The sequence below is a fragment of the Cyclobacterium sp. 10D3-21 genome (assembly GCF_055809755.1).
This window is the reverse complement of the sequence record NZ_CM147924.1, coordinates 2305696-2329774: the sequence shown is the minus strand read 5'-3', so window position 1 is coordinate 2329774 and position 24079 is coordinate 2305696. Positions and strand designations below refer to the sequence as shown.

At 38.7% G+C, this 24079-nt stretch carries 17 protein-coding genes; 8 read left to right on the top strand and 9 right to left on the bottom strand.

The annotated features are described in order from the left end of the window. Positions 1–17 precede the first annotated feature (17 nt). The 5 genes from AC0L7T_RS09520 to AC0L7T_RS09500 all read right to left on the bottom strand — a co-directional run bounded on the left by AC0L7T_RS09520 (position 18) and on the right by AC0L7T_RS09500 (position 10559). Entirely contained in the window at positions 18–3212 is a 3195-nt protein-coding gene (locus AC0L7T_RS09520) for a SusC/RagA family TonB-linked outer membrane protein (RefSeq protein ID WP_473342327.1), read from the bottom strand. 279 nt (positions 3213–3491) lie between these two features. Beyond that, complete coding sequence (locus tag AC0L7T_RS09515) at positions 3492–4934, bottom strand: hypothetical protein (protein WP_473342326.1); 1443 nt, start codon at positions 4932–4934, stop codon at positions 3492–3494. A 1-nt stretch (position 4935) separates the two neighbouring features. Then, positions 4936–6375 (bottom strand): hypothetical protein, encoded by a 1440-nt coding sequence (locus AC0L7T_RS09510; RefSeq protein ID WP_473342325.1) that lies wholly within the window; start codon positions 6373–6375, stop codon positions 4936–4938. 588 nt (positions 6376–6963) lie between these two features. Continuing rightward, the gene (locus tag AC0L7T_RS09505) at positions 6964–7491 is read right to left on the bottom strand and encodes an RNA polymerase sigma factor (RefSeq protein WP_473342324.1); all 528 of its coding nucleotides are present in this window, start codon (positions 7489–7491) and stop codon (positions 6964–6966) included. 455 nt (positions 7492–7946) lie between these two features. Beyond that, positions 7947–10559, bottom strand: coding sequence for a family 20 glycosylhydrolase (locus AC0L7T_RS09500; protein ID WP_473342323.1), 2613 nt, complete (start codon positions 10557–10559; stop codon positions 7947–7949). Positions 10560–10634: 75 nt separating this feature from the next. Between AC0L7T_RS09500 and AC0L7T_RS09495 the strand changes: the two genes are divergently transcribed. Further along, positions 10635–11732 carry an acyltransferase family protein gene (locus AC0L7T_RS09495; RefSeq protein WP_473342322.1) on the top strand — a complete coding sequence of 366 codons (1098 nt, stop codon included), beginning with the start codon at positions 10635–10637 and terminating at the stop codon, positions 11730–11732. Between the two features lie 4 nt (positions 11733–11736). After that, on the top strand, positions 11737–13602 hold the full coding sequence (locus AC0L7T_RS09490; protein ID WP_473342321.1) for a hypothetical protein: 1866 nt from the start codon (positions 11737–11739) through the stop codon (positions 13600–13602). A 24-nt stretch (positions 13603–13626) separates the two neighbouring features. On the opposite strand, the gene AC0L7T_RS09485 is transcribed toward AC0L7T_RS09490, so the two are convergent. Both AC0L7T_RS09485 and AC0L7T_RS09480 read right to left on the bottom strand, forming a co-directional pair. Then, positions 13627–14316, bottom strand: a complete 690-nt coding sequence (locus AC0L7T_RS09485) for a 2'-5' RNA ligase family protein (RefSeq protein ID WP_473342320.1) — start codon at positions 14314–14316, stop codon at positions 13627–13629. Then, positions 14316–15413, bottom strand: coding sequence for a hypothetical protein (locus AC0L7T_RS09480; protein ID WP_473342319.1), 1098 nt, complete (start codon positions 15411–15413; stop codon positions 14316–14318). Before AC0L7T_RS09480 ends, AC0L7T_RS09485 begins: the two co-directional genes overlap by 1 nt. A 575-nt stretch (positions 15414–15988) precedes the next feature. Here AC0L7T_RS09480 and AC0L7T_RS09475 point away from each other — a divergent pair. After that, positions 15989–16567: a thymidine kinase gene (locus AC0L7T_RS09475; RefSeq protein ID WP_473342318.1), complete on the top strand. Its 579-nt coding sequence runs from the start codon at positions 15989–15991 to the stop codon at positions 16565–16567. Positions 16568–16578: 11 nt separating this feature from the next. Beyond that, on the top strand, positions 16579–17265 hold the full coding sequence (gene recO, locus AC0L7T_RS09470) for a DNA repair protein RecO (RefSeq protein WP_473342317.1): 687 nt from the start codon (positions 16579–16581) through the stop codon (positions 17263–17265). A gap of 16 nt (positions 17266–17281) precedes the next feature. Here the strand turns inward: recO and AC0L7T_RS09465 are convergent, their stop codons facing one another. Beyond that, positions 17282–18049, bottom strand: a complete 768-nt coding sequence (locus AC0L7T_RS09465) for a hypothetical protein (RefSeq protein ID WP_473342316.1) — start codon at positions 18047–18049, stop codon at positions 17282–17284. A 237-nt stretch (positions 18050–18286) separates the two neighbouring features. On the opposite strand from AC0L7T_RS09465, the gene AC0L7T_RS09460 reads away from it, so the two are divergent. Together AC0L7T_RS09460 and chrA are read left to right on the top strand one after the other, a co-directional pair. After that, positions 18287–19267, top strand: a complete 981-nt coding sequence (locus AC0L7T_RS09460) for an isopenicillin N synthase family dioxygenase (RefSeq protein WP_473342315.1) — start codon at positions 18287–18289, stop codon at positions 19265–19267. A gap of 9 nt (positions 19268–19276) precedes the next feature. Continuing rightward, positions 19277–20491, top strand: a complete 1215-nt coding sequence (gene chrA / locus AC0L7T_RS09455) for a chromate efflux transporter (RefSeq protein WP_473342314.1) — start codon at positions 19277–19279, stop codon at positions 20489–20491. An 86-nt stretch (positions 20492–20577) separates the two neighbouring features. Here the strand turns inward: chrA and AC0L7T_RS09450 are convergent, their stop codons facing one another. Next, entirely contained in the window at positions 20578–21804 is a 1227-nt protein-coding gene (locus tag AC0L7T_RS09450) for a hypothetical protein (protein WP_473342313.1), read from the bottom strand. Positions 21805–22109: 305 nt separating this feature from the next. On the opposite strand from AC0L7T_RS09450, the gene AC0L7T_RS09445 reads away from it, so the two are divergent. Both AC0L7T_RS09445 and AC0L7T_RS09440 read left to right on the top strand, forming a co-directional pair. After that, positions 22110–22481 carry a BlaI/MecI/CopY family transcriptional regulator gene (locus AC0L7T_RS09445; RefSeq protein ID WP_473342312.1) on the top strand — a complete coding sequence of 124 codons (372 nt, stop codon included), beginning with the start codon at positions 22110–22112 and terminating at the stop codon, positions 22479–22481. Then, a complete protein-coding gene (locus tag AC0L7T_RS09440) occupies positions 22478–23869 on the top strand; it encodes a M56 family metallopeptidase (protein ID WP_473342311.1) in 1392 nt (463 codons plus the stop codon). The genes AC0L7T_RS09445 and AC0L7T_RS09440 overlap by 4 nt, the downstream gene beginning before the upstream one ends. The last annotated feature ends 210 nt before the right edge of the window (positions 23870–24079 follow it).

The following is a 24079-nucleotide window of genomic DNA, read 5'->3' as shown; positions in this document are numbered from 1 at the left end:
GATTCCTTTATTATAAATTAAAAGGTAATATTTAGACCAAAAATAAAGTTTCTCGGAATAGGGTAACGTCCATAATCCCGTCCGCCAAATTCCGGGTTTAGTCCCTTGTATTTGGTGAAATAATACAGGTTATTACCCGTCAGGCTAAGCCTTACATTTTCCAAATTAATAGGCGTTAATACGCTTTTTGGCAAGTTATAGCTTAAGCTTAGTTCTCTTATGGCTAGGTAATCACCAGGTTCATAGTACCCCTGGCCTGTGCGGTTTGGATGAACGTTGACTTGGGCCCTGGTACTTTCCCAATCGTATCTCGGCAATGTTGCCACATCGCCTTGTTCCTGCCAGCCATTGTCAACTAAATTTTGGGTAAGGTTCATGTTCAACTTCCATTGACCTTCCATAAATGCCCGGGCATAATTGTAAATAGTGTGTCCAACTGTATAATCCATACGAAGGGAAAGCATCAAATTTTTATAGGAAAAAGTATTGGTAAGCCCGCCAGTTAAGGTTGGGAATTCGGTACCAACATATTTTTTATCCTTTTCGTCTATTACCCCATTGTTATCTAAATCATTCCAGATAAAATCTCCTCCAAATGAGACATCTGGATATCTTTTGTAGGTATCACTTGGCGCATTTTCTGCATCCTGATCCGTAGCATAAACGCCCAATTCTTCATGAGAATAATATTCGCCCAGACTTCCGCCTTCCTGAAGGCCTCCTTGCCAGGAATAGTCTCCCAGTCCAGCATCCCAAACATAATATCCACCTACACGATTTCTTTCCGCTCCATTTTCAGGGAGTTTTAATATTTTGTTTTGAAGGGTAGCAAAATTGGCTGCCAGGTTCCATTGAAAATCGGAAGCAGAAGGCAAAACATTGTAATTCACTTCCAACTCTACTCCTTTGTTCTCTAAGCTACCCAAATTGGTAAGGGTACTACCAAAACCAGTAGATGGTGGCAAAGCCAAATTAGTGATCAGGTTATCCGTAACCCTTCTATACACGTCTAGAACAAGCCCTAAGCGGTCAAAAAGAGTTAGGTCTGCACCAAAATTCAAAGTCTTTGACCTTTCCCACTTCAACTCAGGATTGGGTATCAGGGTGTTTTGAATAGCGGCATATCCACCATACCTTGCCCCTACGCCATAGGCTCCTTGAGCGGAAAAATCCCCTAAATTCCCAATATTACCGTTGATACCATAACTGGATCTAATTTTAAGTTTGCTGAATATATTTTGTGGCAATGCTTCCCAAAAATCTTCATTGTGCATGTTCCAACCCAAAGCTACCCCTGGGAAAAAGCCCCACTGGTAATTCGCTCCCAGATTAGATGCCCCATCATACCTTGCATTTATTGAAACTAAATATTTATAGTTGTAGTCATAATTTACTCTACCAAAATAACCATGGATAACCTGATCTGAAATAGCACTGCTAACACTTGTAGCTTCAGCAGAAGCATTTAGTGTTGGGATAAGATCTGTAGAAGCACCCTGGCCTGAAGCGCTCAGAGAAGAAATATTTCTTCCAAAGTAGGCATAACCTGCAGTTGCGTTCACATTATGCGCTTCACCTAAAGTTTTGGAATAGTGAAAAACCGCATCCACCTGAGTTTGTCTCCATTTAGAAATCGAAGCACTCGCTGATCTGTTATCTACCAGATTGGTAGGCCCATTCAAAACAGCAGGCTGAAAATTATAGGAATCATCAGTTGTATTATAAATGGATAATTGCGGGTCAAAGCTTAACTCCGGCGTTATTTGCCATCTGGAACCAACGGAAAAAGTCAGGTTTTCTGACCTGTTTTCTGCCACCCTGTTCCTCAATACATATTCAGGATTTCCTTCACTCAATGCCTGTCCTGGTGCAAGGGTACCATCCTCAAATCGGTATTTTGTTGTTGGAGGTAAAGTGATTGCCCTGGCAAAAATATTAGTAATACTATTGACCTGATTGTCTTTTGAATTCGCATAGTTGACTATTCCATAAAAGCTGAATTTATCACTTACTTTAAAATCTCCATTGACATTCATGGTGTACCGCTTGTACCCAGTAGTAATGGCTATTCCTTCATTGTCCAAGAAACCCAGACTGGCAGTCACTTTCGCTTTTTCTGTACCTCCAGAAACTGACACGTGATGATTTTGAATTGTAGCTGTTCTAAACAATACATCCTGCCAATCGGTATCCTTAAAAATTAACGTTTTAGAAGGATCAAGAGGGTCTGGCATGCTTTCCCATCCTTCATTAAGCTTGTATTCGTTATCCGATGTTAAATACTGTGTGGTATAAGCAGTATTATTGGTCAGGTCATTTCCTGTCCCGAATCCTACTGGGTTAGTATTTCTAAATGAAGCATCAGGGAAATTATCCTGAACGATCATTGCTCTTCTAGCGAAGGTCAAATAATCCCGTGAAGAGGCCAAATCATACAAACTCCCAGGTTGGGACAAAGAATAACTTCCTGAATAGGTAGCAGAAACAAAACCAGCTTTAGCCGATTTGGTAGTGATAACCACCACCCCATTTGATCCTCTGGCGCCGTATATTGAGGTAGATGCGGCATCCTTTAACACTTGAAAGGTCTCAATATCACCTGGTGCTATATTGTTAATGTCAGGCCTAATAACTCCATCCACCACATATAAAGGGGCTGCTCCATTAGGGTTATTAATCGATGTTCCTCCCCTTACAATTACTCTGGGTGCTGCTCCTGGTTGCCCTGAAGTCGTTTGTACCCTGACTCCTGCCAATGTTCCCTGCATGGCTGATGCGGCATTCGCAAAAGGAATGTTTTCTAAAACCCGCTCATCCATTTTGGATACGGAGGTAGTTAATAGTTCTCGGGATTGCTCACCGAAACCAATGACCACAACTTCATCCATGTCAGAAAGAGCAGAGGAAAGTTGTACATTAATGGAACTGTTGTTACCAATACTAATCTCTTTACTGGTGAACCCAATAAATGAAAATACCAGTATATCCCGCCCTTGGGGCAGGGATATCCGGTAATCCCCATCAATATCCGAAACGGTACCTACGGAGGTACCTTTAACCAGAATATTCACTCCCGGAAGAGACTCCCCTGAAGCATCCGTGATGGTCCCGGAGACTTCTCTGGACCCTTGTGAATAACCCTCCGATCCGGCCATGATCATAAAAAGGATCATTAGCCCAAATAGTCGCAATTCTTGTATAAATTTTTTCATATAATAATGATTTAAATATTGCACAAACATGCACATACCAAAGATATTATATGAATTAACCGTTTACTTATACTTTCTTTTACATTATTAATACAATATTACAAAGACCCAGTCTTGGTGTTAAATAGTATTTTAAAAAATATTAAAGCTAGTTTAGTTATTTTAATTTGACCAAATTGTATCAACCATAAACCAAAATTAGATAAAGAAATAAAATAGGGCACAAATATGAATCGATAGTATACCAACTGTATAATTAATTATTGAGAAATTGGCATTCTAGTCAAATTTAAAAGAGAATACATCTGCATCTTTTAAATAAATCCTCATTTTAACAGGCTTTCCGGCCAATTTGGACAAATTGTTGGATTTATTCCAATAAACAGTTCTTGAGATTTCATTTCCTATAATGGGCTGACATTCCTCCATGGAATAACCTGGCAACTTGTTCCCTTTTTCATCCAGTAATTCAACTAAAATCTCACCTGCTGCTGAGGTAGCGTAATTCAATTCCAGAACGTCTCCTTCAAATACAAAAGGTTTTGTGGTCATTTCGCCCCCATCATAGCCCCCATATAAAGAAGCAAATCCATCCAATCGCATAGAATACCTTCTCAAATGGGCTGTTGGCTGGGCGTAATCTTGATTGACATAGATCGACATTTCCGTATCTCCAGTTTGGACAATATTTAATGCCGGATAATTGGATCTGGAAACCCAATTTTGTAAACCTATGCCTGGCTTGATAAAGGACTCCATAAATTGCCTTTGATAAGATCCTCCCCCTCTGGAAGACATCAATACAGCATCAGAGCAATCGTTATAGTATTTTGGATTCACACCTAATTTTTTCGCTTCTTCGTCATTGACCACTTTCCTGTTGGGCATAAACCTCGCACCTATAGCTAAATAAATTTGTGGAGCACGATAGTAGGGACTTGTTTGCTGTGTATACAGGTGTTCAAATGGGGTGTTTCCAAAGCTCATTTGAACAGGTTCGGACCAATTGACAAAATCCTTGGAGGTAGTTCTTCCTACCGAACGAAAGCCACTGTAACCATCCCCAGTCCAGGTACGGAAGTAACACACATATTGCCCCTCGCTTATGGACCAAAAAACCACGTTCTGTGAGTCGAACACCCCTTTGGTAAATACTGCTTGTTCTTGTAATTTTCGCCATTCTATGCCATCACTGGAAACATAGGCTACCAACCCACTATTTTTTGTTCCTCCAAGGGCTTTGAATCTTTCGGAATTTTTTGCCTGTGGATTACTATCCAGAAAGGGACTGAAATTATGGGTGACAGGAGCGGCATTTGCCAATATCACATTGTTCTTTTTAGTGCCTTTAACGGTATACTGATTTAGATCTGGCTTGGTCCAATTAATGCCATCTCTGGACTCAGCATAGCAGGTAACCTCTCCGTCGTTTCCATCACTTCCTGCCTCGGGTACACCTCTGTAATATGCCCTATAAGTATCCCCGTCCTTGATAACAGTGAAGTAAGCGGAAAATGCACCTTCCCAGGGTTTTTCAAATTTAATGACTGCTCCCTGATCTACAGGTTCATGCATTTTGAGCTTGGCACCATTTAGATCGGCTATTAGGTACTCATCCACAAAAAGTTCTCTATTGCTCCCAATATTAGGGAATTGGGCAAAGACTACTCCTTGAATTAAAAGCAATAGAATGAGTAATGTGTATTTTTTGAATCCTTGCATTTTAGTGAAATCTAAATGAGTAAATATTTGCATCTTTTAAATATATTTTCATCCTGACAGCTTTTCCCGAAAGCTTGGACACATCAGTATTTTTATTCCAATAAACGTTTCTTGCCAGTTCATTTCCAATTATAGGCTGACATTCTTCTTTGGAAAAACCTGGGATTCTAAGACCATTATCATCCAGTAATTCTACGAATATTTCTCCAGCAGCAGATGTGGAAAAATTCAGCTCCAAAGCTTTACCATCGAAAACAAATGGCCTTGTGATCATTTCACCGCCATCATATCCGGCAGATAAAGAAGAGAAGCCATCCAATCTCATCGAATACCTCCTCAGGTGAGCCGTAGTTTGAGCATAATCCTGGTTAACATAAATGGACATTTCATGAGCGCCGGTCTGGACCATATTTAAAGCAGGATAATTGGTGCGAGAAACCCAATTGTTTAAACCTATCCCTGGCCGGATAAAGGATTCCATGAAATACCTATTGTAAACATCTCCTCCTCTGGAAGACATAAAAAAAGCATCCGAACAAGCTTTGTAGTAATTTGGGTCAATACCCATTGTAGCTGCTTGTTCATCTGTGACAACCTGTTTGTTGGGCATAAACCTACCCCCTATCGCAAGATAAATTTGAGGAGCCCGGAAATAGGGACTTGTCTGCTGGGTATACAAGTGCTCTAAGGGTGCTGCCCCATATTTCATTGTAACCCCTTCATCCCAGGTATCAAAGTCAATAGATGAAGCCCTGCTTACGGATCTAAACCCAGCATCCGTGGTTCTGAAATAAACCAAATATTTTTTTTCACTTGGCGACCAAAAGCTAACATTCTGGGAATCCAGGTTTCCTTCATTTAAAACAGGTTCATCCTTGGTTTTTGCCCAATGTATCCCGTCATCTGAGGTAAGTGCATACAATCCAGTCGCCTTTTTACCAGCAAGCGCTTTGTATCTTTCTTTGACTTTTGCATTTGGATTGGTGTCCAAAAAAGGGCTGAAATTATGGGTCAATGCTTTTTCAACCAAAATCACATTGTTATCTTTCGATCCATTGATTTTATGAATCCCAAGCTTAGGCTTGTACCAATTTATGCCATCTTTTGATTCTGCATAACAAGTCACTTCCCTATTGTTTCCTTCTACCACATCGGGCAATCCACGGTAATAGGCCCTGTAAATGTTATCATCTTTAATGATGGTAGAATACAACGAAAATTTTCCTTCCCAGGGATTGTCTAAAGTAAACGCTATTCCTTCATCCTTTGGAGCATGCATCTCTAACCTGGCTCCATCTAGTTGATCAATCAAAAAATCATCTACAAAAAGCTCTCTATTGTTTCCTATGTATTCGTTTTGAGAATACCCTTCCAATCCAACCACTACCATAAAAAAGAATAGCAACCCAGACAGCGGTAATATTTGCTTAAAATGTTTCATACTATGAAGGACGTAAATATTGCATAAACAGGAAATACTAAAGATATTACCTGTAGCGATCGATTTCTTATACTTTTATATACAATGTCAATACAATTTTACAAAGTATATTCTTCTTGAACTTAAAGAGTCGTTACTAAGGGAGAAATCCAAGTTCGAAATCATATAAAAAGTATTGATTTGTGTTCGAAGGAAGTATTTCTTCAGCGATTTTGCTTAAAATGCTAAACCACCGCTCAAATTGCATGTTTACAATTAATTCCCGCCCTGCAGACCCAATAGGTAGGCGAATTCCTCAATTGATAGAAAATATTGAAGTATCGAATAAATCTATAGATTTTGAGGAGGGCAACAGAGTTTAGCCAATAGAGCACAACTTTCCCTTCAATTCTCCGAAAAAGACAATAAACATGCTATTGCGAGAAGAAATCTCGTAAAAATTAGTCAATGTTGATTATTTACAAAGTCGAACTGAAAATTTCACAAAACCCCAAGACGACTCACCTTTAAATTGCACAAGGATAAAAAATAAATGAAGAAAAATGACAATGAAATTCGCCATCAAATTAAAAAAAAAATTCAGTCCTTTTACTCCATCTCTCTACGAAGGATGAACTTTGCCTTAACCAACTGATTTTTTACTGTGTTTTTAGAAATCATCAATAAATCTGCAATTTCATTATAAGATTTTTTCTCGAAATAATTCATTTCAAGAATCTGTCTCCTTTTGGGTGAAAGGTTGCCAATAATGCCTTCCATTTTGGTGAGTTGTTCCTCTTTTATCTGACCACATTCATCTTCCTGTTGATGAATCCTTTCCCAAAACTGTTCTTTCAAAGTCTTATTTTTATTCAAGGCTTTTAAGTAGTCGAAAATCTCATTTTTCACAGAAGTAAAAACATAAGAATTGAAGTTCAATTCAGGTTTTATATTTTTTCTTCTTTTAAGAATTTTCATGAATACTTCATGATAAATATTCTCCGCTTCCTGTTCATCCTTAATAATGGAAACACTAAAGCGAATTACAGGAATTCTGTAATATTGGTAAATTTTTTCAAAAGCTTTTTTGTCGCCATTTCGAAAACCATCCATTACTTTTTTGTCAGGTTGTTCCATAATCCAAGTATTTATCGTTTTGGTAAATCATTTGGTTGCCAAATAGAATATTTAATTCTTTATTGCCACCTAATTATTTATGAATATCAAGGAATAAATTGGAAAATTCTGCGCAAATCACGTATTTTAATCTTCATTTTGCGAAAACAATTAAATCACTAATAATTGTAAATGAATGTCTTATGGAATATTTCACGAAAAAACAATGAATAGTTTATTAAAATCATTGAAATATTACCAATAAATTAAAATTGTGTTAAATTTTAATACATTAACTTTTCATTTTAAATTCTAACCTTTTCACCAAACTAATTATATGAGGATACATTTTATTGGTCTAGTGAGCACTATTGAAAAATGTGTTAAACACAGAATATTATCCTGTGTTTAACACTTAACATAACTTAGCCTTTAAAATCCATACATTAATTTTTGAAATCTGTTATTTTTAAATCTTACCTAGTCTCTCTGAGCTCCCAATTCTTGGGTGAAACTTTGATTGTTCTGCTTCCTTTGCCTGTTTCGTCAAACACCTTTAGGTTGACCTCTCCACTGATCTGTACCGGCCCAGTATATTCTTCGGCTGCTAATGTAGGTTCACTACCATCAGTAGTATACCTTATTTGTAAGCCAGGAAAATTCACATTGGCATACAATTTACCATCCAGTACCTTAGCTCCAGGAGGAGCTATTCTGTAATTATAACCGCCATTCCACCACTTTAGCCTTGGAAACGCAGTTTGTCCAACCCTATTGGCAAATTGGTTCCAGCCTTTAGCAATGCTTTGATCCATTTTAACCAAATCGGTTTCCTTCTCCCAATCGCGTTCCGCCGCCCATGCACTTTCTGCAAACCCAAGCATTTTAGGAAACATATAGTATTCTGCCATATCCCTACCCTTCACTGTTTCAGTCCATAGCTGTGCTTCAAGTCCTATGATGTTTTCTTTGGCATCTGGATTAATCCTTACCATGTCTTTAAATTCTTTGTCCCGATCTATTGTCTCGCCCATACTGGTCTTATATGTAGTCTTGAACCAATCATATGGAGCAAAGGCCCATGCATTCTTGGTATTGACAAATCCAGCCCAATACAAGCCTGGTTCTTCCGGGTCGTTGCTATAGGCCAGGTCAAAGTAAAAGTTGGACACATTACAAAGTACCACATCATAGCCCATGTTTGCCAACTGGTATCCCAAATCAGGATAATCAAACATATTGTTCCATATATAAGGAACTACTTTTTTTCCGACAAATTCTGGATTTGGGGAATACACACCAGATTCATCTTTTAACAGCACCATTTCTTCCCAAACATGCATTTCTAAATCCCTATCTGCCAATTTCTCCAATAATGTCCTGAAAAAATAAGTCTGAAGGTTTTTAGGATCTTTGATTTCAGGTAGCTTCTCCAAAAGTTTTTTCGCCTGAGGAGAGGCAGTCCAAGCCCCTTCCGCTACCTCGTCTCCTCCAGAATGCATTTTTTTAAGTTCCAGCCCAGCATCTGCATACATTTTTGTCAATTCGTCCACTACTTTGAGGTAAAAGTCATACGTTGACGCACTTGCTACATTTACTACATTGTCTTTAAACGATTGGGCAGACATGTATTTCGACTCGTCCTCCGGATCTATAAGGCGATAAGCTTCTGCATCCTCTGTTTTCCCTTCTTCCATTAATCTCAGGTACCTTTTCTCCATAGACTTGATGGCCGCTCGGGCATGTCCCGGGAAATTCAATACTGGAATCACCGTAATATGTCTTTCTTTTGCATATTCCAGGATATCAACAAACTCCTCTCTAGTATAGAACCCACTCCCATATTTACCTTCCATATAAGCAAAGGGACCAGAACCATACCCTGGATGTACGGAAGGGTCATGCATGCTTTTGGCATGTTGTCTTTGTCCACCTACTTCAGTAAGTTCAGGTAATCCAGGGATTTCCAATCTCCATCCTTCATCTTCAGTTGTATAAAACAGAAAATGATTCAGCTTGTAATGCGCCATGATGTCAAGGGTCCTTTTAATGGTCTCCTTGGTTTGAAAATTTCTTACCACGTCCATATGCAAACTCCTGAAACCGAATCTTGGAGAATCGGCGATAGCAATATATGGTAAGGTAAGGGGCATTTGTGGATTCAAATAGGCATCATTTCCCAAAAGGGCCAGTAAACTTTGTACACCGTAAAAAACACCTGCAGGATCAGCTCCCGATATTGTCACGCCATTCTGATCGATATCCAATTGATAGGCTTCTTCTTTTTTTCCATTCACTTCAATATCTGCAAGCTTTAAAACTATCCCCGGATTGCTGGTAACACCGGCTTCACTAGAAAATGTAACGCCAGTAAGGGAACTGAGCTTCTCTCCAAGGTATTCTGCTTCATTGGAAAGTCCTTCTTCAAATCCAATAGAAGTTTTTTCATCGATTGTGAAATTCCCATTCCCTTTTTTCACTTGATAAGGAGTAGGTATAATTGGGAATAAATCCTCTTTATCCAATTTCACTAAATTCTCATTGGTCTCATATTGGCTTTCTGTTGAATAAGGGACCTCATTGTCCATGGTCCCTCTCAAGCGCTGTTGGTCTTCTGTAAAAGGCTTAACTTCTAAATTATTGACGGCAATAATCTCTTCCGATGCTCCATCTTCACTGTAAAAAACAAAATATAAACCCATGGGAGCATCTGACTCTTTGATGACCCCTTCGATCCCCACATATGGAACCTCTATGCGTTCACCAGGAGTCAATGAGAAACCCTCTATAGGGCTCAATTTATACCAATCACCATTAAGATGGGTAATGTTTGCGTTTTCGGTGGACAATATGGCTCTTGGAGACATACTAAAAAACAAGGCCCAATCCTTTTCCCCGAGCGTCAATTGGCTCCGATTTTCTATTCCAAAACTAGCTTCAAATTGACCTTCTTCGTCCGTAAAGTTACTTTTCAATTCCCAATCAATATAAATATTCTCAACAGCCTCATTTCGATCTGGCGAGGATTGACAGGCAAAAAAGCAGCTTATTAAAAGTAAAAAGGGAACTATCCGAGTGATTTTATTCATAATTAAAATGTTTAAGTAGCCTTATTATTACACCTCATGGTATTAAATTGACTATTAAATAAAAAAATATATTGTATGAAGCCTACAATTACTAGATTAATATCTCTGGATGCGCTCCGGGGTTTTACGATTGCCGCCATGATTCTGGTGAATTATCCAGGTTCTTGGAGTCATGTATACCCTCCCTTATTGCATGCAGAATGGAATGGAATGACCATGACAGATTTCATTTTCCCATTTTTCATTTTTATGGTAGGCGTCTCGGTAGCCTTTGCCTATTCTAAAAGGCTGGAGGAAGGGATTCCAAAAAGTGGAATGTACAAGAAAATTATCACTCGGGCACTGAAGCTTTTTGTCTTGGGAATTTTTCTAAACCTTATTCCCGACTTTGATTTTTCAAACATGCGGATTGCTGGGGTTTTACAAAGAATATCAATTGTCTTTCTAGCAAGTTCATTTTTGTTTTTAAATGTCGGCTGGAAAAAGCAAGCCTACCTTGGTGGGGGAATACTTGTTTTTTATTGGTTATGTATGACCTTGATCCCTACTCCGGATGAAGGAGTGGTAATGTTAGAGCCAGGACGAAACCTTGCGGCTTGGATTGACAGAATGTTTTTGCCAGGAAGAATGTGGGAAGGCACTTGGGACCCTGAAGGATTCTTTACAACTCTTCCAGCAATTGTTACAGGTATTCTTGGCCTTCTTGCAGGGAGAATTTTATTATCGGATAAAAGTGAAAATTTAAAATCAAATTACCTGATGTCCATAGGCTTGGTAATTGTACTGACTGGCTTACTTTGGGCACAGGTTTTCCCTATCAACAAACACCTTTGGACCAGTTCTTTTACACTGATCACAGGAGGAGCAGGATTTATTGCTTTGGGCGCATGCTATTTTGTGGTAGATATTCTCGGCAAAAAGAAAGGAACCTCTGTCGGAATCATCTTTGGAGCCAATGCCATTACAGTATACGTTTTGGCTGATGTATTGTCATTGATTTTTTATACCCTTGAAATAGGTGGTCAATCGCTTAACATGTATTTTATAGATGTATTTACTGGCATAGGACTTCCGGTCAATTTTGTGAGTATGCTGTATGCCATTTTGTTTGTAATGATCAATTTTATTCCGGCTTATATCCTGTTTAAGAATAAGATCTTCATTAAACTCTAAGCCAATGATTTCCCGTAACCTTTGTTTCTATATTCGTTTATTGTTACTGTTTGGCTTACCTCTTGCAGGGCTTAGCCAAACAGGCAGTATTCATGAGCCGGTACGCTATATTGGTGGCAACAGTGTTGATCCAGACAGGCATGAGGGCAGACTGAGGTATGCCATCGGCGTAGATAGCAGGCAAACGTTACGGGTAAATCGAACAAATCCTCAATTGGCTGATGATTATGGTTGGACTTACAATCACGCCTCCAACCTTGCCTACTGGGAAGGTAAGTTTTATCAGCAGTACCTAAGCAATCCTGTAGATGAACACATTGCTCCCGGACAGACTTTAATGACGACCTCCTCCGATGGTAGAAATTGGTCCAAGCCAGAAGTGATTTTCCCTCCTTACCAGCCTCCTACTGGAGTTCGTATACCGGAAGGATATGATGGTTATATGATGCACCAGAGAATGGGTTTTTATGTAAGTAAAAATGGAAAACTTCTCACTATAGCTTTTTATGGACATACAGAAGACCCATTTGAGAAAGGCGGCATTGGTAGGGTGGTAAGAGAAGTGAATAAGGATGGCAGTTATGGGCCTATTTATTTTATCAGGTACAATAGCCATACGGATTGGGATGCTTCCAACACCTCTTTTCCCTTTTACAAAACAGCTACTGACAAGGCATTTATAGCTGCTTGCGAGGAATTACTTGCGAATACACTCGTCACCTTACAATGGAGGGATGAAGACATTGGTCTGGATGGATTTTATTCAGGAGAACGGGGAGGAGAAGCATTTTCTTATTATTCCCGAAAAGATGGGAAAATAGTAGGCTTTTGGAAGCGATCTGTAACCGCTATATCCGAAGATGGTGGCAAGCACTTTTCTAAGTTCGTAAAGGCATCGACACTTACCATGGCCGGCGGAAAGGTATGGGGGCAGCAAACTGAAGACGATCGTTACGCACTGACCTATAACCCCATAGATATTGACGAATACCGGTACCCGCTAATTGTAATCAGTTCAGATGACGGAGTAATTTTTGATGACATGGTTTTGGTTCAAGGCGAAGTCCCAGCCAGAAGATTTTATGGAAGATGGAAGGATTTTGGGCCTTGTTATGTCAGAGGCATCGTAAAAGGCAATGGAAATCCTCCTGGTGATGACATGTGGCTAACCTATAGCATGAATAAGGAAGACATGTGGGTAAGCAAGGTACCAACTCCAATCCGATACACTGTCAATGGCCCAATTAATGATACCTTTGACCAACTTGTAGAGAATGGGGAAATTCCGAACTGGAACATTTATTCGCCCAAATGGGCTCCTGTCAATATAGTGAATTCATCTAGAGTACATGGGCTGGCATTGCAACTCTCGGATGAAGACCCTTACGATTATGCGAGAGCGATCCGAGTATTCGAGACAAGCCAAGATGTAGAAATCGGATGGGATTTTATGGTACCAGATACCAATAAGGGTACAATGGAAATGGACATTACAGACCAGTTTGGTAACCGACCTATACGGTTAAAATTGACCCCATCTGGAAATCTAATCTATTTCTCAGGAAATAAGGAAATTAATTTGGGAGAAGTCACCCTCAATAAATGGAACAGCATAAAATTGGACATTCATGCCAGTATATATGGACAATATGACCTGTATTGGAATGGTCAACTAGTCGCCAAAAGTCTACCCCTTATAGAGGCAGTAAAATCAGTTGAACGGATTTCCTTTAGAACCGGGGAATACAGAGACCTTCCCAATAGAAAAACACCCAATGAGGACATTGAACCTCCATTGCCTGGCGCTGACAAAAAAGTAGCATTGGGAATATTTTATGTGGACAATGTGTTGGTCCATCCTAAAAGGTAGGCGCTATCGAACTTCCTATCCAATTTACTGAGAGGCAAGCAAATAGGTATTCAAAGTCTTTACAATAGATTTTCGCTGGTACCAATCATTGTAAACAAATTCAACTTGTTCAAAAAGCTGGTATCCGAATTTATGATTGCTAAAGGTATCCACTAATGACAGCACCAAATCTACATTTTCAATAGGTTTACGGAACCTTATAACTGTACTGTGTGCTGTGACCAGTTTGTAGCGCTTGTCCAATGACTGTTCCACATTCGAAGTAGCGAAAGTATCCCTAAGATTTTGCCTAAAATGCGCTAGCGAATCATTTAGAGGAAAACCTTTGATAATTAAACATGAAGGAGAGGCGAACACTCCCTCAAAGTTTAGCTCTATTTTACTTATTCCTTTTAAGGCATTTTGAATAAGGCTATCGTATTTATTCAGATCAATTTTTTCCAAAGAGAATCCCTCGTAACAAGAAACAATGGGCATAATAGTGACATGCATGTCCGCTGCTTGATAGAAATATTGATCAGGAATAATTTGTTGAGCTTTAAAAATAAACTTTTTAAATGCTTCTTTCAGCTGTGTATCAGGCCTAAGAAGTAGGGTCATTCCCCTCCTTAGATCCCTTGGGTTGTCCAAATCAAGGTCTTGAGAAAAGCCCTCCTTGTATATTGTGGTTAAGGCTGACTTATGCAGATTTGCATAATGATTCCTCAGTTCCATTAGACTGCGTCATATTTTCTAAAAATCAACTGAAGCAATTCCAGCACTTCCTCAGAATGGATGTCCCAATTCAGACTCAAAACAAAACTCTGATTAAGTAAATCAATTGCTTCAAAGAAACTATCCGTTGCATCCAACTCGAAAATGGCCTGATCCATCAAATCCGGATTGCCCTGAAAAAGCCTTTTGGTAAACATAATCCGCTGATTGATCCCCATACCTTCTTTCAAATGGGAAATACTTCCTTTCATATATGGATTTTCCTCAGCATCAAACTTGGCCCAGACAATTGACGGATCTATCGTTTCAATCCGCTTTTCATTGGAAGATTTATCTTCCTGGATTTCATTTGAGGATTCCACTTCCTGTTTTTCAATAGCTATTTCTGTTGATTCAACAATATAATGCTTCGGGGCCTCTTCCAACTCTTTGGCCACTTCAGTTACCATTTCATCTGTTGCCACCTCAGGTATATCTTGGATTAGCTTATCAAAGTTCAAGGCCAATATTTTTTGCAAAGGCTCGAGCAATACTATTGGTTGTGAGGAATCACTGATTTCCTTCTCAAAACCTTCATATAGTTTTTGTTTCCAAAAGAAGTTCCCTGAGTCGACAGCCCAGTTCTCCGCTGCAGTAACCCAGGACTCCCGGTACCATTTAATGTATTTTTTCAATTCCTTTACATAGGAAACAGGTTCTTTATGCCCTTCATCCAAAATTTGTTCAATAAAAGCAACTGGATCCACTGCCAGGTATATGGTTTTGGCCACCGCTTTACTTAATAACGGTTCGAAGTCTATCCGCTCAATTTTAATGGCTCTGGAAAGCACATTCATAAAAGTGGACAATGCTTCTTTTACAACCTTGTCCTGAAAGTCAAAATAAGGGTTTTGAGCGAAGGAATCGGTCTGTTTTTGCCAATCCTCAAAAAGCTCTCTGATAACCATTAAATTAAGTTGAGAAGAATGGGTTAGCTCAATAATTTCTTGTCCACCAATGTATCTCTGGTGGGTAAAATGATTGTCGCAGATTATTTGAGAAAAATCTCTGGAATAACTGTCAATATAATCCTGATCTAAAATCATTTGTTTCGTCATATTACTTGAATTTTTCCATATTGTACAGAGGTAAAGTTATGTAATTTATTCTTTAAATAAAGAAGCCAATAGAATTGTAAACGCCAAATTCACTTCTGACTTTCTAAAACCTTTAAACACCACACCTCATTCAGGATAAACCAATTCAATGTCAAATACTTACCTCTTCCCCAGTATCATCCTCAAGGTAGTACCTCCAAGTTAAATTTTAAATAAAATTCACGCTGGCAAAAGATTTTGCACTTAGCCGTGTTAGAATCTTTTAGGTAAAATCTTCATTTCTCGCCTTTTTTGGCATAAAGAACAAAAGGCAGTGGATTCGGAAACATCTGTAGCTTAAAACCGTCCTGCACAACTAAAAACCAGCCAGTTCTCTTGCCATTTCATCAGTTCTTGAAAGGCGCATGGACAGGCCATTTCATATTCTATTGCTTAATCTGCATTTAATCTTTATTAATAAATATAAATCAATTAATTTTGGCTGTTTAATCATTCCACAAATTTATGTTGGTCTTGATTCAATCGCTCTGTTTGATCAAATCAATTATAGAGATTTTTTACCATATCCAGAATTTATGTTTATTGAACCATCTTTAGGAAAAACCGGAAAACATGGCCCAAAGGGGCAATTAGAGGTAATATGCGGTTCAATGTTTTCTGGCAAAACAGAGGAATTGATCAGAAGGCTTAAAAGGGCATTAATCGCCAAACAAAAAGTGGAGATTTTTAAACCTGCCATAGACAAAAGGTATGATGAAAACAATGTCGTATCGCATGATGAAAATATAATCCGATCTACCCCCGTACAGTTCGCAGAAGATATTTTGCTACTCGCGGGAAATTGTGATGTTGTGGGGATCGATGAAGTTCAGTTTTTTGATGCTCAGATTGTACCGGTTGTAGAAAAACTTGCAAAGGCTGGTACAAGGGTGATCATTGCCGGTTTGGACATGGACTTTGAAGGCAAGCCATTTGAGCCTATGCCTCAATTATTGGCCATTGCAGAGTATGTCACTAAAGTGCATGCTATCTGCATGAAATGTGGTGATCTTGCCTCTTTTAGTTACAGGTTGTCAGCGGATAAAAACAAAGTAATGTTGGGAGAAAAAGAAAGCTATGAGGCCCGCTGTCGCAAGTGTTTTTATGACCTTTAGGTAATGGGCCAATGCTGAGAAAAACGATTGGTATTGTAATTGGATATACGAAATACAGAGAAACTTCGATAATCACCAAAATATTTACCCGGGAACTAGGGCTCAAATCTTACGTGGTAAACGGGGTAAGGAGTACTAAGTCTTCGTCTAAAATCGCCCTTTTCCAACCACTATCACTGGTTGACCTTGTCGTTTACGATAAAGAAAATGCCAACATCAATAGAATTTCTGAAATAAAATCAGATGCCAGTTTTCAGCGGATCCCTTTTGATTTTATTCGCTCGGGAATAAGTATGTTTGTGGCTGAAATATTAGGTAAAGTAGTTTATGACAACTATCAAAATGAATTGCTTTTTGACCATCTGAAAAAGCAAATTTTAGCATTAGATGCTGAACATTACCAACCGGGATTATTTGCACTTAACTTTTTGATAGGTACCTCTCGCTACCTGGGATTTGAGCCTGAAGATGCAGCAGATTTTTTCCTACAGCTCCCCGTAGATCAATCAGGAAGGATATACCAAAATAAAGTCCAATTTTTAGACCAAATTCTAGAAAGTACCGACCATACTCCACCAGTGATCCCGGGAAATGTGAAAAGGCAATTATTGGACGATTGGATATTGTTCTATAAAATCCATATGGACGGATTTGGGGAAATAAAATCGTTAACAGTACTACGCACCTTGCTTTCCTAAAGCAAATAACTACTACTTACTCTACTATAATATTCCGTGTTTCGCTAGCAAAGACTCCGCTTACTTCTTGGCCATTGGCTGCGCCGACTATACTAATCTTCAGGCTATGAGGCCCTTTTGAGAGTTTTGACAACTGCACAGGCGCTATCTCTTGCGTGAAATACTCCTGCCCATCTATCTCAATTCTTACTTTCACACCATCACTATCTGGCCCACCACCCAAATAAAGAAAGTCCACAATCACTGACTCATCCCTTGCATATGATTGCTGTTCACCGGGAAGGTGCAAAATTAAATACGGAGCATCGTCTTCAGGAAAAGGCCTGGACCCGCCTACTGTAAAATCTCTCGCAGAAAAATTACCATACTCCTTTAATGCAAGACCTTCCTTATTGAGCAGAAAAGCAACCGCTCTATAAGTTCCTTTGTTTAATTCCAATTGGAAATTAGGCATACTATACGCTTTTGGCGTAGCACCATTTAAGGATAGCATTAATGGGTTTTCTTTGCCCAAACCATGGTTACGAATATTGAAAGAAAAGGCCACTTTCCCCTCCTTGAAGTTTTCATTTCCTAAGGGGTTATAAATATCCAGCATTGCATCTGGATTCATTTCAGCTTGAAGATGTTCAAAGGTGATTTTTTCAGCCATTTCTTCTCCTGAAGCAATGGAATCTGTGATTTGCTGGTTACTCAAATTTTCTGATTTATTGCTTGAGGAATCACAAGAAATCATGGCTACCACTACAAATGCCAATCCGAAAAAATTTTGGTAATATTTCATATTTGGTTGTTCATAAGAATCTAACGACAAAGGTACATCAGCTATTTTAATACCTGGAGAAAACACTATCAAAAAGGCTATTTCCCATTTACTGACTTCACCCTACAGTTCTGTCCACTCCGCATTATCATTTTTTCCAATTTCAGTCACCAATTGAAAATCTATTGTGTAATCCGGCTTCAAAGGTATTTATTTTTAACAATAAAAAAATTACCTTGCATTAAACTTAAAAATCAAATGGGCGAAATTTTATTTGAAGAAGTTCCATGTCTTGACTTGGCAGATTTTGTTTCTGGTGACAGAAGAAAAAAAGCAGCCTTCGTAAAGGACCTAGGAGAAGCTTACGAAAACATTGGTTTTGTGGCTATAAAAAATCATGGCCTCGACCAAGACTTGCAAGACGACTTGTATGCGGCCATTAGAAATTTTTTCTTGCAACCTGATGAGGTAAAATCCAAATATGAAAAGCCTGAAATAGGTTTTCAAAGGGGTTATGCTGGTAAAGGAAAAGAACATGCAAAAGGCAGAAATACCGGGGATCTGAAAGAATTCTATCATGTAGGTCAGCCACTTGACTTGATTTCAAATGATGATCCAGTAAAAGAAGAGTACCTTCCAAATATCTGGCCTACGGAAGTCCCGGGATTTAAAGAAACTTCCTTGAAGGCATTTCAGACTTTAGAAGCTGCTGGAAAAATAATGCTTCAGGCCATTGCCTTAAATTTGGGACTTAAGGAAACTTATTTTGACAGCAAAATTGAACATGGGAATTCCATCTTACGCTCTATTCACTACTTCCCTATAAAAGAGACCGAATCGGTTCCAGAAGATGCCGTACGAGCTGCAGAACACGGAGACATCAACTTTATCACCTTACTGATGGGAGCCAGTGCGGACGGGCTTCAGGTTTTGCGAAGAGATGGAAAATGGATTCCTATCACAGCCCTACCCGATCAATTGATCGTAAATGTAGGAGACATGTTGGAAAGGTTGACAAATAAAAAGCTCAAATCAACCATTCACCGAGTGGTAAATCCACCGCGGGAACTTATGCATACGAGTAGGTATTCCATTCCATTTTTCCTGCATCCCCGAACTGAAATGGACTTAAGTTGCCTTGACTCATGTGTAGATGAAAACCATCCAAAGACCTTTGAAGACTGCACAGCTGGTGAATTCTTAGAGGAAAGATTAAAAGAGTTAGGGCTGAAAAAATAAAAATCTCCAATGACGGACATCAGAAAGGTACGGTATTATATATATCTTAAAGATGTGCTCGTACTTTCTCTGACAGCTTTTGGAGGACCGCAAGTATTTTTGGCCATGGTTCTGGACATCATGGTCAAAAAAAGAGGCTTTATCACAGAAAAGGATTTGCTAGAATTAAATGCCCTCTGTTTGGTATTGCCAGGGCCTACTTCTACACAGACCATATCTGCAATAGGCTTTAGAGTTGGTGGGCCACTTTTGGCCTATCTTTCTTTATTGGTATGGGTACTCCCAGCTACTATTCTAATGATAGCCACAGCCTTTTTGATAGAGTACCTACAATCCAACACCAAAGGAGAGCTGGGATTTGCAAAATTCATCCAGCCCATGGCCATCGGATACATTATCTACGCTTCCCAGATCACAATAAAAAAAATGATCCATACGGTGGAAGCAGCCATTCTTATGATGATTGCAGCATTTATTGCCTTCTTTTACAACTCCCCCTTTATTTTCCCTATCATGCTGCTTGTAGGTGGGTTGATCACCACACATAACTACAACAAACAACCAATAATAGAAGAGAAATCGGAAATAAACATCTCCTGGTCTAATTTTATTTTGTGGGCGGGGGTATTAATTGTTGCGGCTATTTTAGGACATTACACTAGATTTTTACCGGTAAGATTATTTGAGAATTTTTACAGAAATGGGTCTCTTATTTTTGGAGGTGGACAGGTGCTCGTACCTTACCTCTACACAGAATTTGTGGAGTTTAAGCACTACCTCAGCTCGGAAGAATTTTTGACGGGTTATGCCATTTCTCAGAGTATTCCAGGACCAACTTTCAGTATTAGCTCCTATATAGGAGCATTGTCTATGCGCGAATGGGGAGCCACAGGAATGATTACCGGAGGTCTGGTAGCCGCAGCTGGCATCTTTTTGCCTGGTACTTTTCTGATATTTTTTGTCATTCGGTTTTGGGATGCCTTAAAAAAATACCGCCCTGTAAGAGCAGCTCTGGAAGGCATCAATGCCGTCAGTTGCGGAATGTTAATAGCGGCCGCCTACCTATTATTTGAACCAATGGAAAACAATTTCATCAATATAATTATTATCATAGGCACCTATGTTTTATTAAGGTATAGTAAAATTCCTTCTCCCATGATCATTGTATTAGGAGCAGGTATAGGACTGGTATATCAATGGACCATAAATAATCTATTTGTTTAAAACTTAATGTGGAGAAGTTATCCATTTACCTGATGCATTTCAATCAAATTCAGTCCATTGTTTCGATTCCCAAGAATTCATAAATATTAAACATTTATGGGTAGCATCCCGGATCTATTGTCACTGTAGCGTTGAAATAAATAGATATAAACACCAATCCCAAGAGGTAAAAAACAACTGAGCAAAAACATGCCTTCGTGAAAATAGGCCAAGGAACCCCATTTCTGCCAAATGTAAAGGCCTTGAACAAACAAGAGCATCTCAGAACCTATAAACCCCAGATAAAACGGCCAAATCGCTGGTTTTAGCACACCTTTAGTAGCTCCTAAAGCATACGCATTGAAAAAGGAAAACATCAAGTAGGCAGAGAATAAACCTAGCATATTGAGGTGAATAAAACCTATAATAAATATACGAAGGAAAACAGCCATTTCGGTAAGCGCTGGCCCTACGAGCAGGGATTGAAAACCCACCCGAATAAGTCCTACAATTAAAGCCAGAATTAAAAATGGTTTGGCTGGAGAGGAAAACAATATTATTGACGCAGTTTTTCTTTTGAAAACAAAAATAGCTCCTAATCCAAAAAGCTGAATAACAACACCGACAGCATTGGTATAATAACTCCAGCTCCACTGGTAGGCCCAGAACAATACCAATGCAAATGTCAAAATCTGACTACTTACCATTAACCAGTAAATAACACGAAACCCTTGCCATGAAATGCCCAGGTTGAAGTCTTTTAAAACAAGGGTCAAAAGGGCAAATAAAAGCCAACCATTGAACTGAAAATGAAGGTAAAACTGAATGGCGACCTGGTACAACATCCCTCCACCACCTCCATTTCCCATGATTACAGCTACCGCCCAAACACCAAATGTGGATAGAAAGAGGAAACTTAAGGCGGTTTTTATTAAGAGGGTTATTTGTGCATCTTCCTTATTATGGTCTTTCCATACCCTAAAAGCAAACAGATAGCTCAAAACAATATGTAGGGATGAAAAGAATATGGAAAATCCGGCATAGCCTTGCAAGGGAAAAGCTATCATCATACCTGTTACCGAGAATTGAGTCAACCAAAACAACCAGGTATAAATGGATTTGGAGGCCAATTCTTTGGGTAAAAATCTACCGTGAATCATAATAAAAAACCCAATGTACAACCAGCCTAGCAAAGCCACATGGGAATGTCCATGCAACATGTTTTTGTAATCCATCCAATTGATATCCCATACAAAAGCTGCCCTTAGCAACAAGCCCATAACAGAAGCAATTAAAAAATTAAGCATTGAAATTAAAATCCAGGATTTCTTCATTATTCGACTGTATTTGTATTGGACATTCGTGCAATCAACGCCCTTACCAATAACCTCACTAAATCATATAAAACAAAACTACATATAATTTAAGATAGTTTTATCTTTTTATATGGCACTATGCTAAATACCTGGCTATCGTCTTATTTTGGTAAGAAAAAGAAAAGCTGATCATGTCTATATTGTTGTAGGCCACTTATTCTATTGAATCATTTGGTAAGTAAGCATTTAGGAAAAAAAGTCAACTTAAATTTTGAGTTTTAAAATATTTATCTACATTTGTAGAGTACAATATCAAATGTAGAATGAAATTATCCAAATCCGAAGAAAAATTGATGGAGTTGATCTGGTCGAACCAGCCCATATTTATGAAAGAATTATTGGAGGTCCTTCCAGAACCCAAACCTGCACCTAGCACGGTGGCGACACTACTGAAACGCATGCAGCAAAAAGGATATGTGGGATTCAAGTTGTTTGGAAATTCAAGGCAATACCATGCTCTCGTAGAAAAGCCTGACTATTTTTCCGGACAGGTGAAAACCATCATAAAAGATTTTTTCTCTGATTCACCGCTGCAGTTTGCCTCTTTCTTTACCAAAAAAGCTGACCTAAGTACGAAAGAATTGGAAGAAATTAAAAAACTTGTTGAGACGGAAATTGAACTAAGAAAAAAATGATGCTAGACCTGATCAAATTTATCGCCTGCTCGGCAATCCTTATGCTGCTCTTCCGCCTTTTTCTGGCCAAAGAGAAAACTTTCCAGTTAAACCGAAGGGTACTTATATTTTTGATTCCTGTCGCCATGCTTGTTCCTCTATCTAGTATACCAGTGTTTCTGCCACAGACAAGCTCTGTCCAGGAAAGTCCGATCCAACAAAGCTATCTTCAGCTAGTCCAATACCAAGGCAATCAGATTATTCCTCCATCCTCTTCCTCAGAAGCCCTCCCTCCACTATTTTGGTTTCTGATGGTCTATTTGGCAGTTTTATTTATTCTACTCACAATAAAAATAAGTGCATTGAAAAGGTTAATCAACTGGACAAAAAAGGACTCCTTGCAGCCTCTGAAGGGGGCCATGCTTGTGCTATCAGAAAAAGTTCTATCTCCTTTTAGTTTTGGTAAATTCATTTTTATGCATCCTTCAACTTATAGAGAAGGCAACGATAAAACCGAAATGATCCTAAAACATGAGCTCGTTCACATCAGACAAAGACATTATATTGACTTGGCAATAATGGAATTCCTGACAGTGGTTTTCTGGTTCAATCCAATCGTATTTATGGTAAAGAAAGCCATAGTGCTTAACCATGAATACCTTGCCGACCAAGATGTGCAAAATATCGTCCATCCAATAAAATACAAAAAACTTCTGCTAAAACTTACTGTTCAAAACACTTCTATGGCATTGACAAGCGCCATAACTTCTTCAACGCTTAAACACCGTTTAATCATGTTAAATAAACCCTTAAAGAAAACGACTATGCGCCTTCGAATCGCCTATTTTAGCTTATCGACATTATTGATAGTTACTGGATTTTCATTAAAGATCAATGCCCATCAGCCCGATCGGATTTCCCCAACCATCCAAACACAATCATTTGGATACCTATACAACACATTGGATAAGCAACCCGAATTCAAAGGGGGAATGGCTGCCTTTTCAAGTTATGTCCAAAATGAAACGAAATACCCCTTAAATACTCAAAAAAATGGACTTCTAGCTAATATAAAAACGACAATTCCTGTTTACTTTAATTTGAGCGAAACTATTTCTGCTTCTGACAATCTACCTAAAGGAGAAATAACCCTTGGAGAGACCATTTTACAAAAGGATGAGTTAAAAGTTAATGCTAAATATGCCAATGGAGTGTGGAAAGGTTCTGTCCGGGACCCAAAAGGAAATCTACTTCCGGGTGCCATTATAGTAATAGAGAAACCTAAAACAGCAACGGTAGTAGGAACGGTAACAAATGTTGATGGAAATTTCGCTTTAAAAGCAAGTTCAACCGCAACCCTTAGTATCAGCTATGAAAATTATAAAAGCGTTAAGTTAAAACAAAATTGAAGCTTAGCATCCAATTAAAATAGACCTTGGTAAAGAAAGGATCATTAAAAATCAGTGAAGAAGTCAGTCTGAATAGGTTATATGGAAATACTCATGTAACCTATTTTTTTTATAATATAGAGGGTTTTAAACCCAATCTGATTAACAGTCCTTTAAATCAGTGTAACAAAAGACCAAAGCATAAAACACCACTAGTAATCACCCATTTTA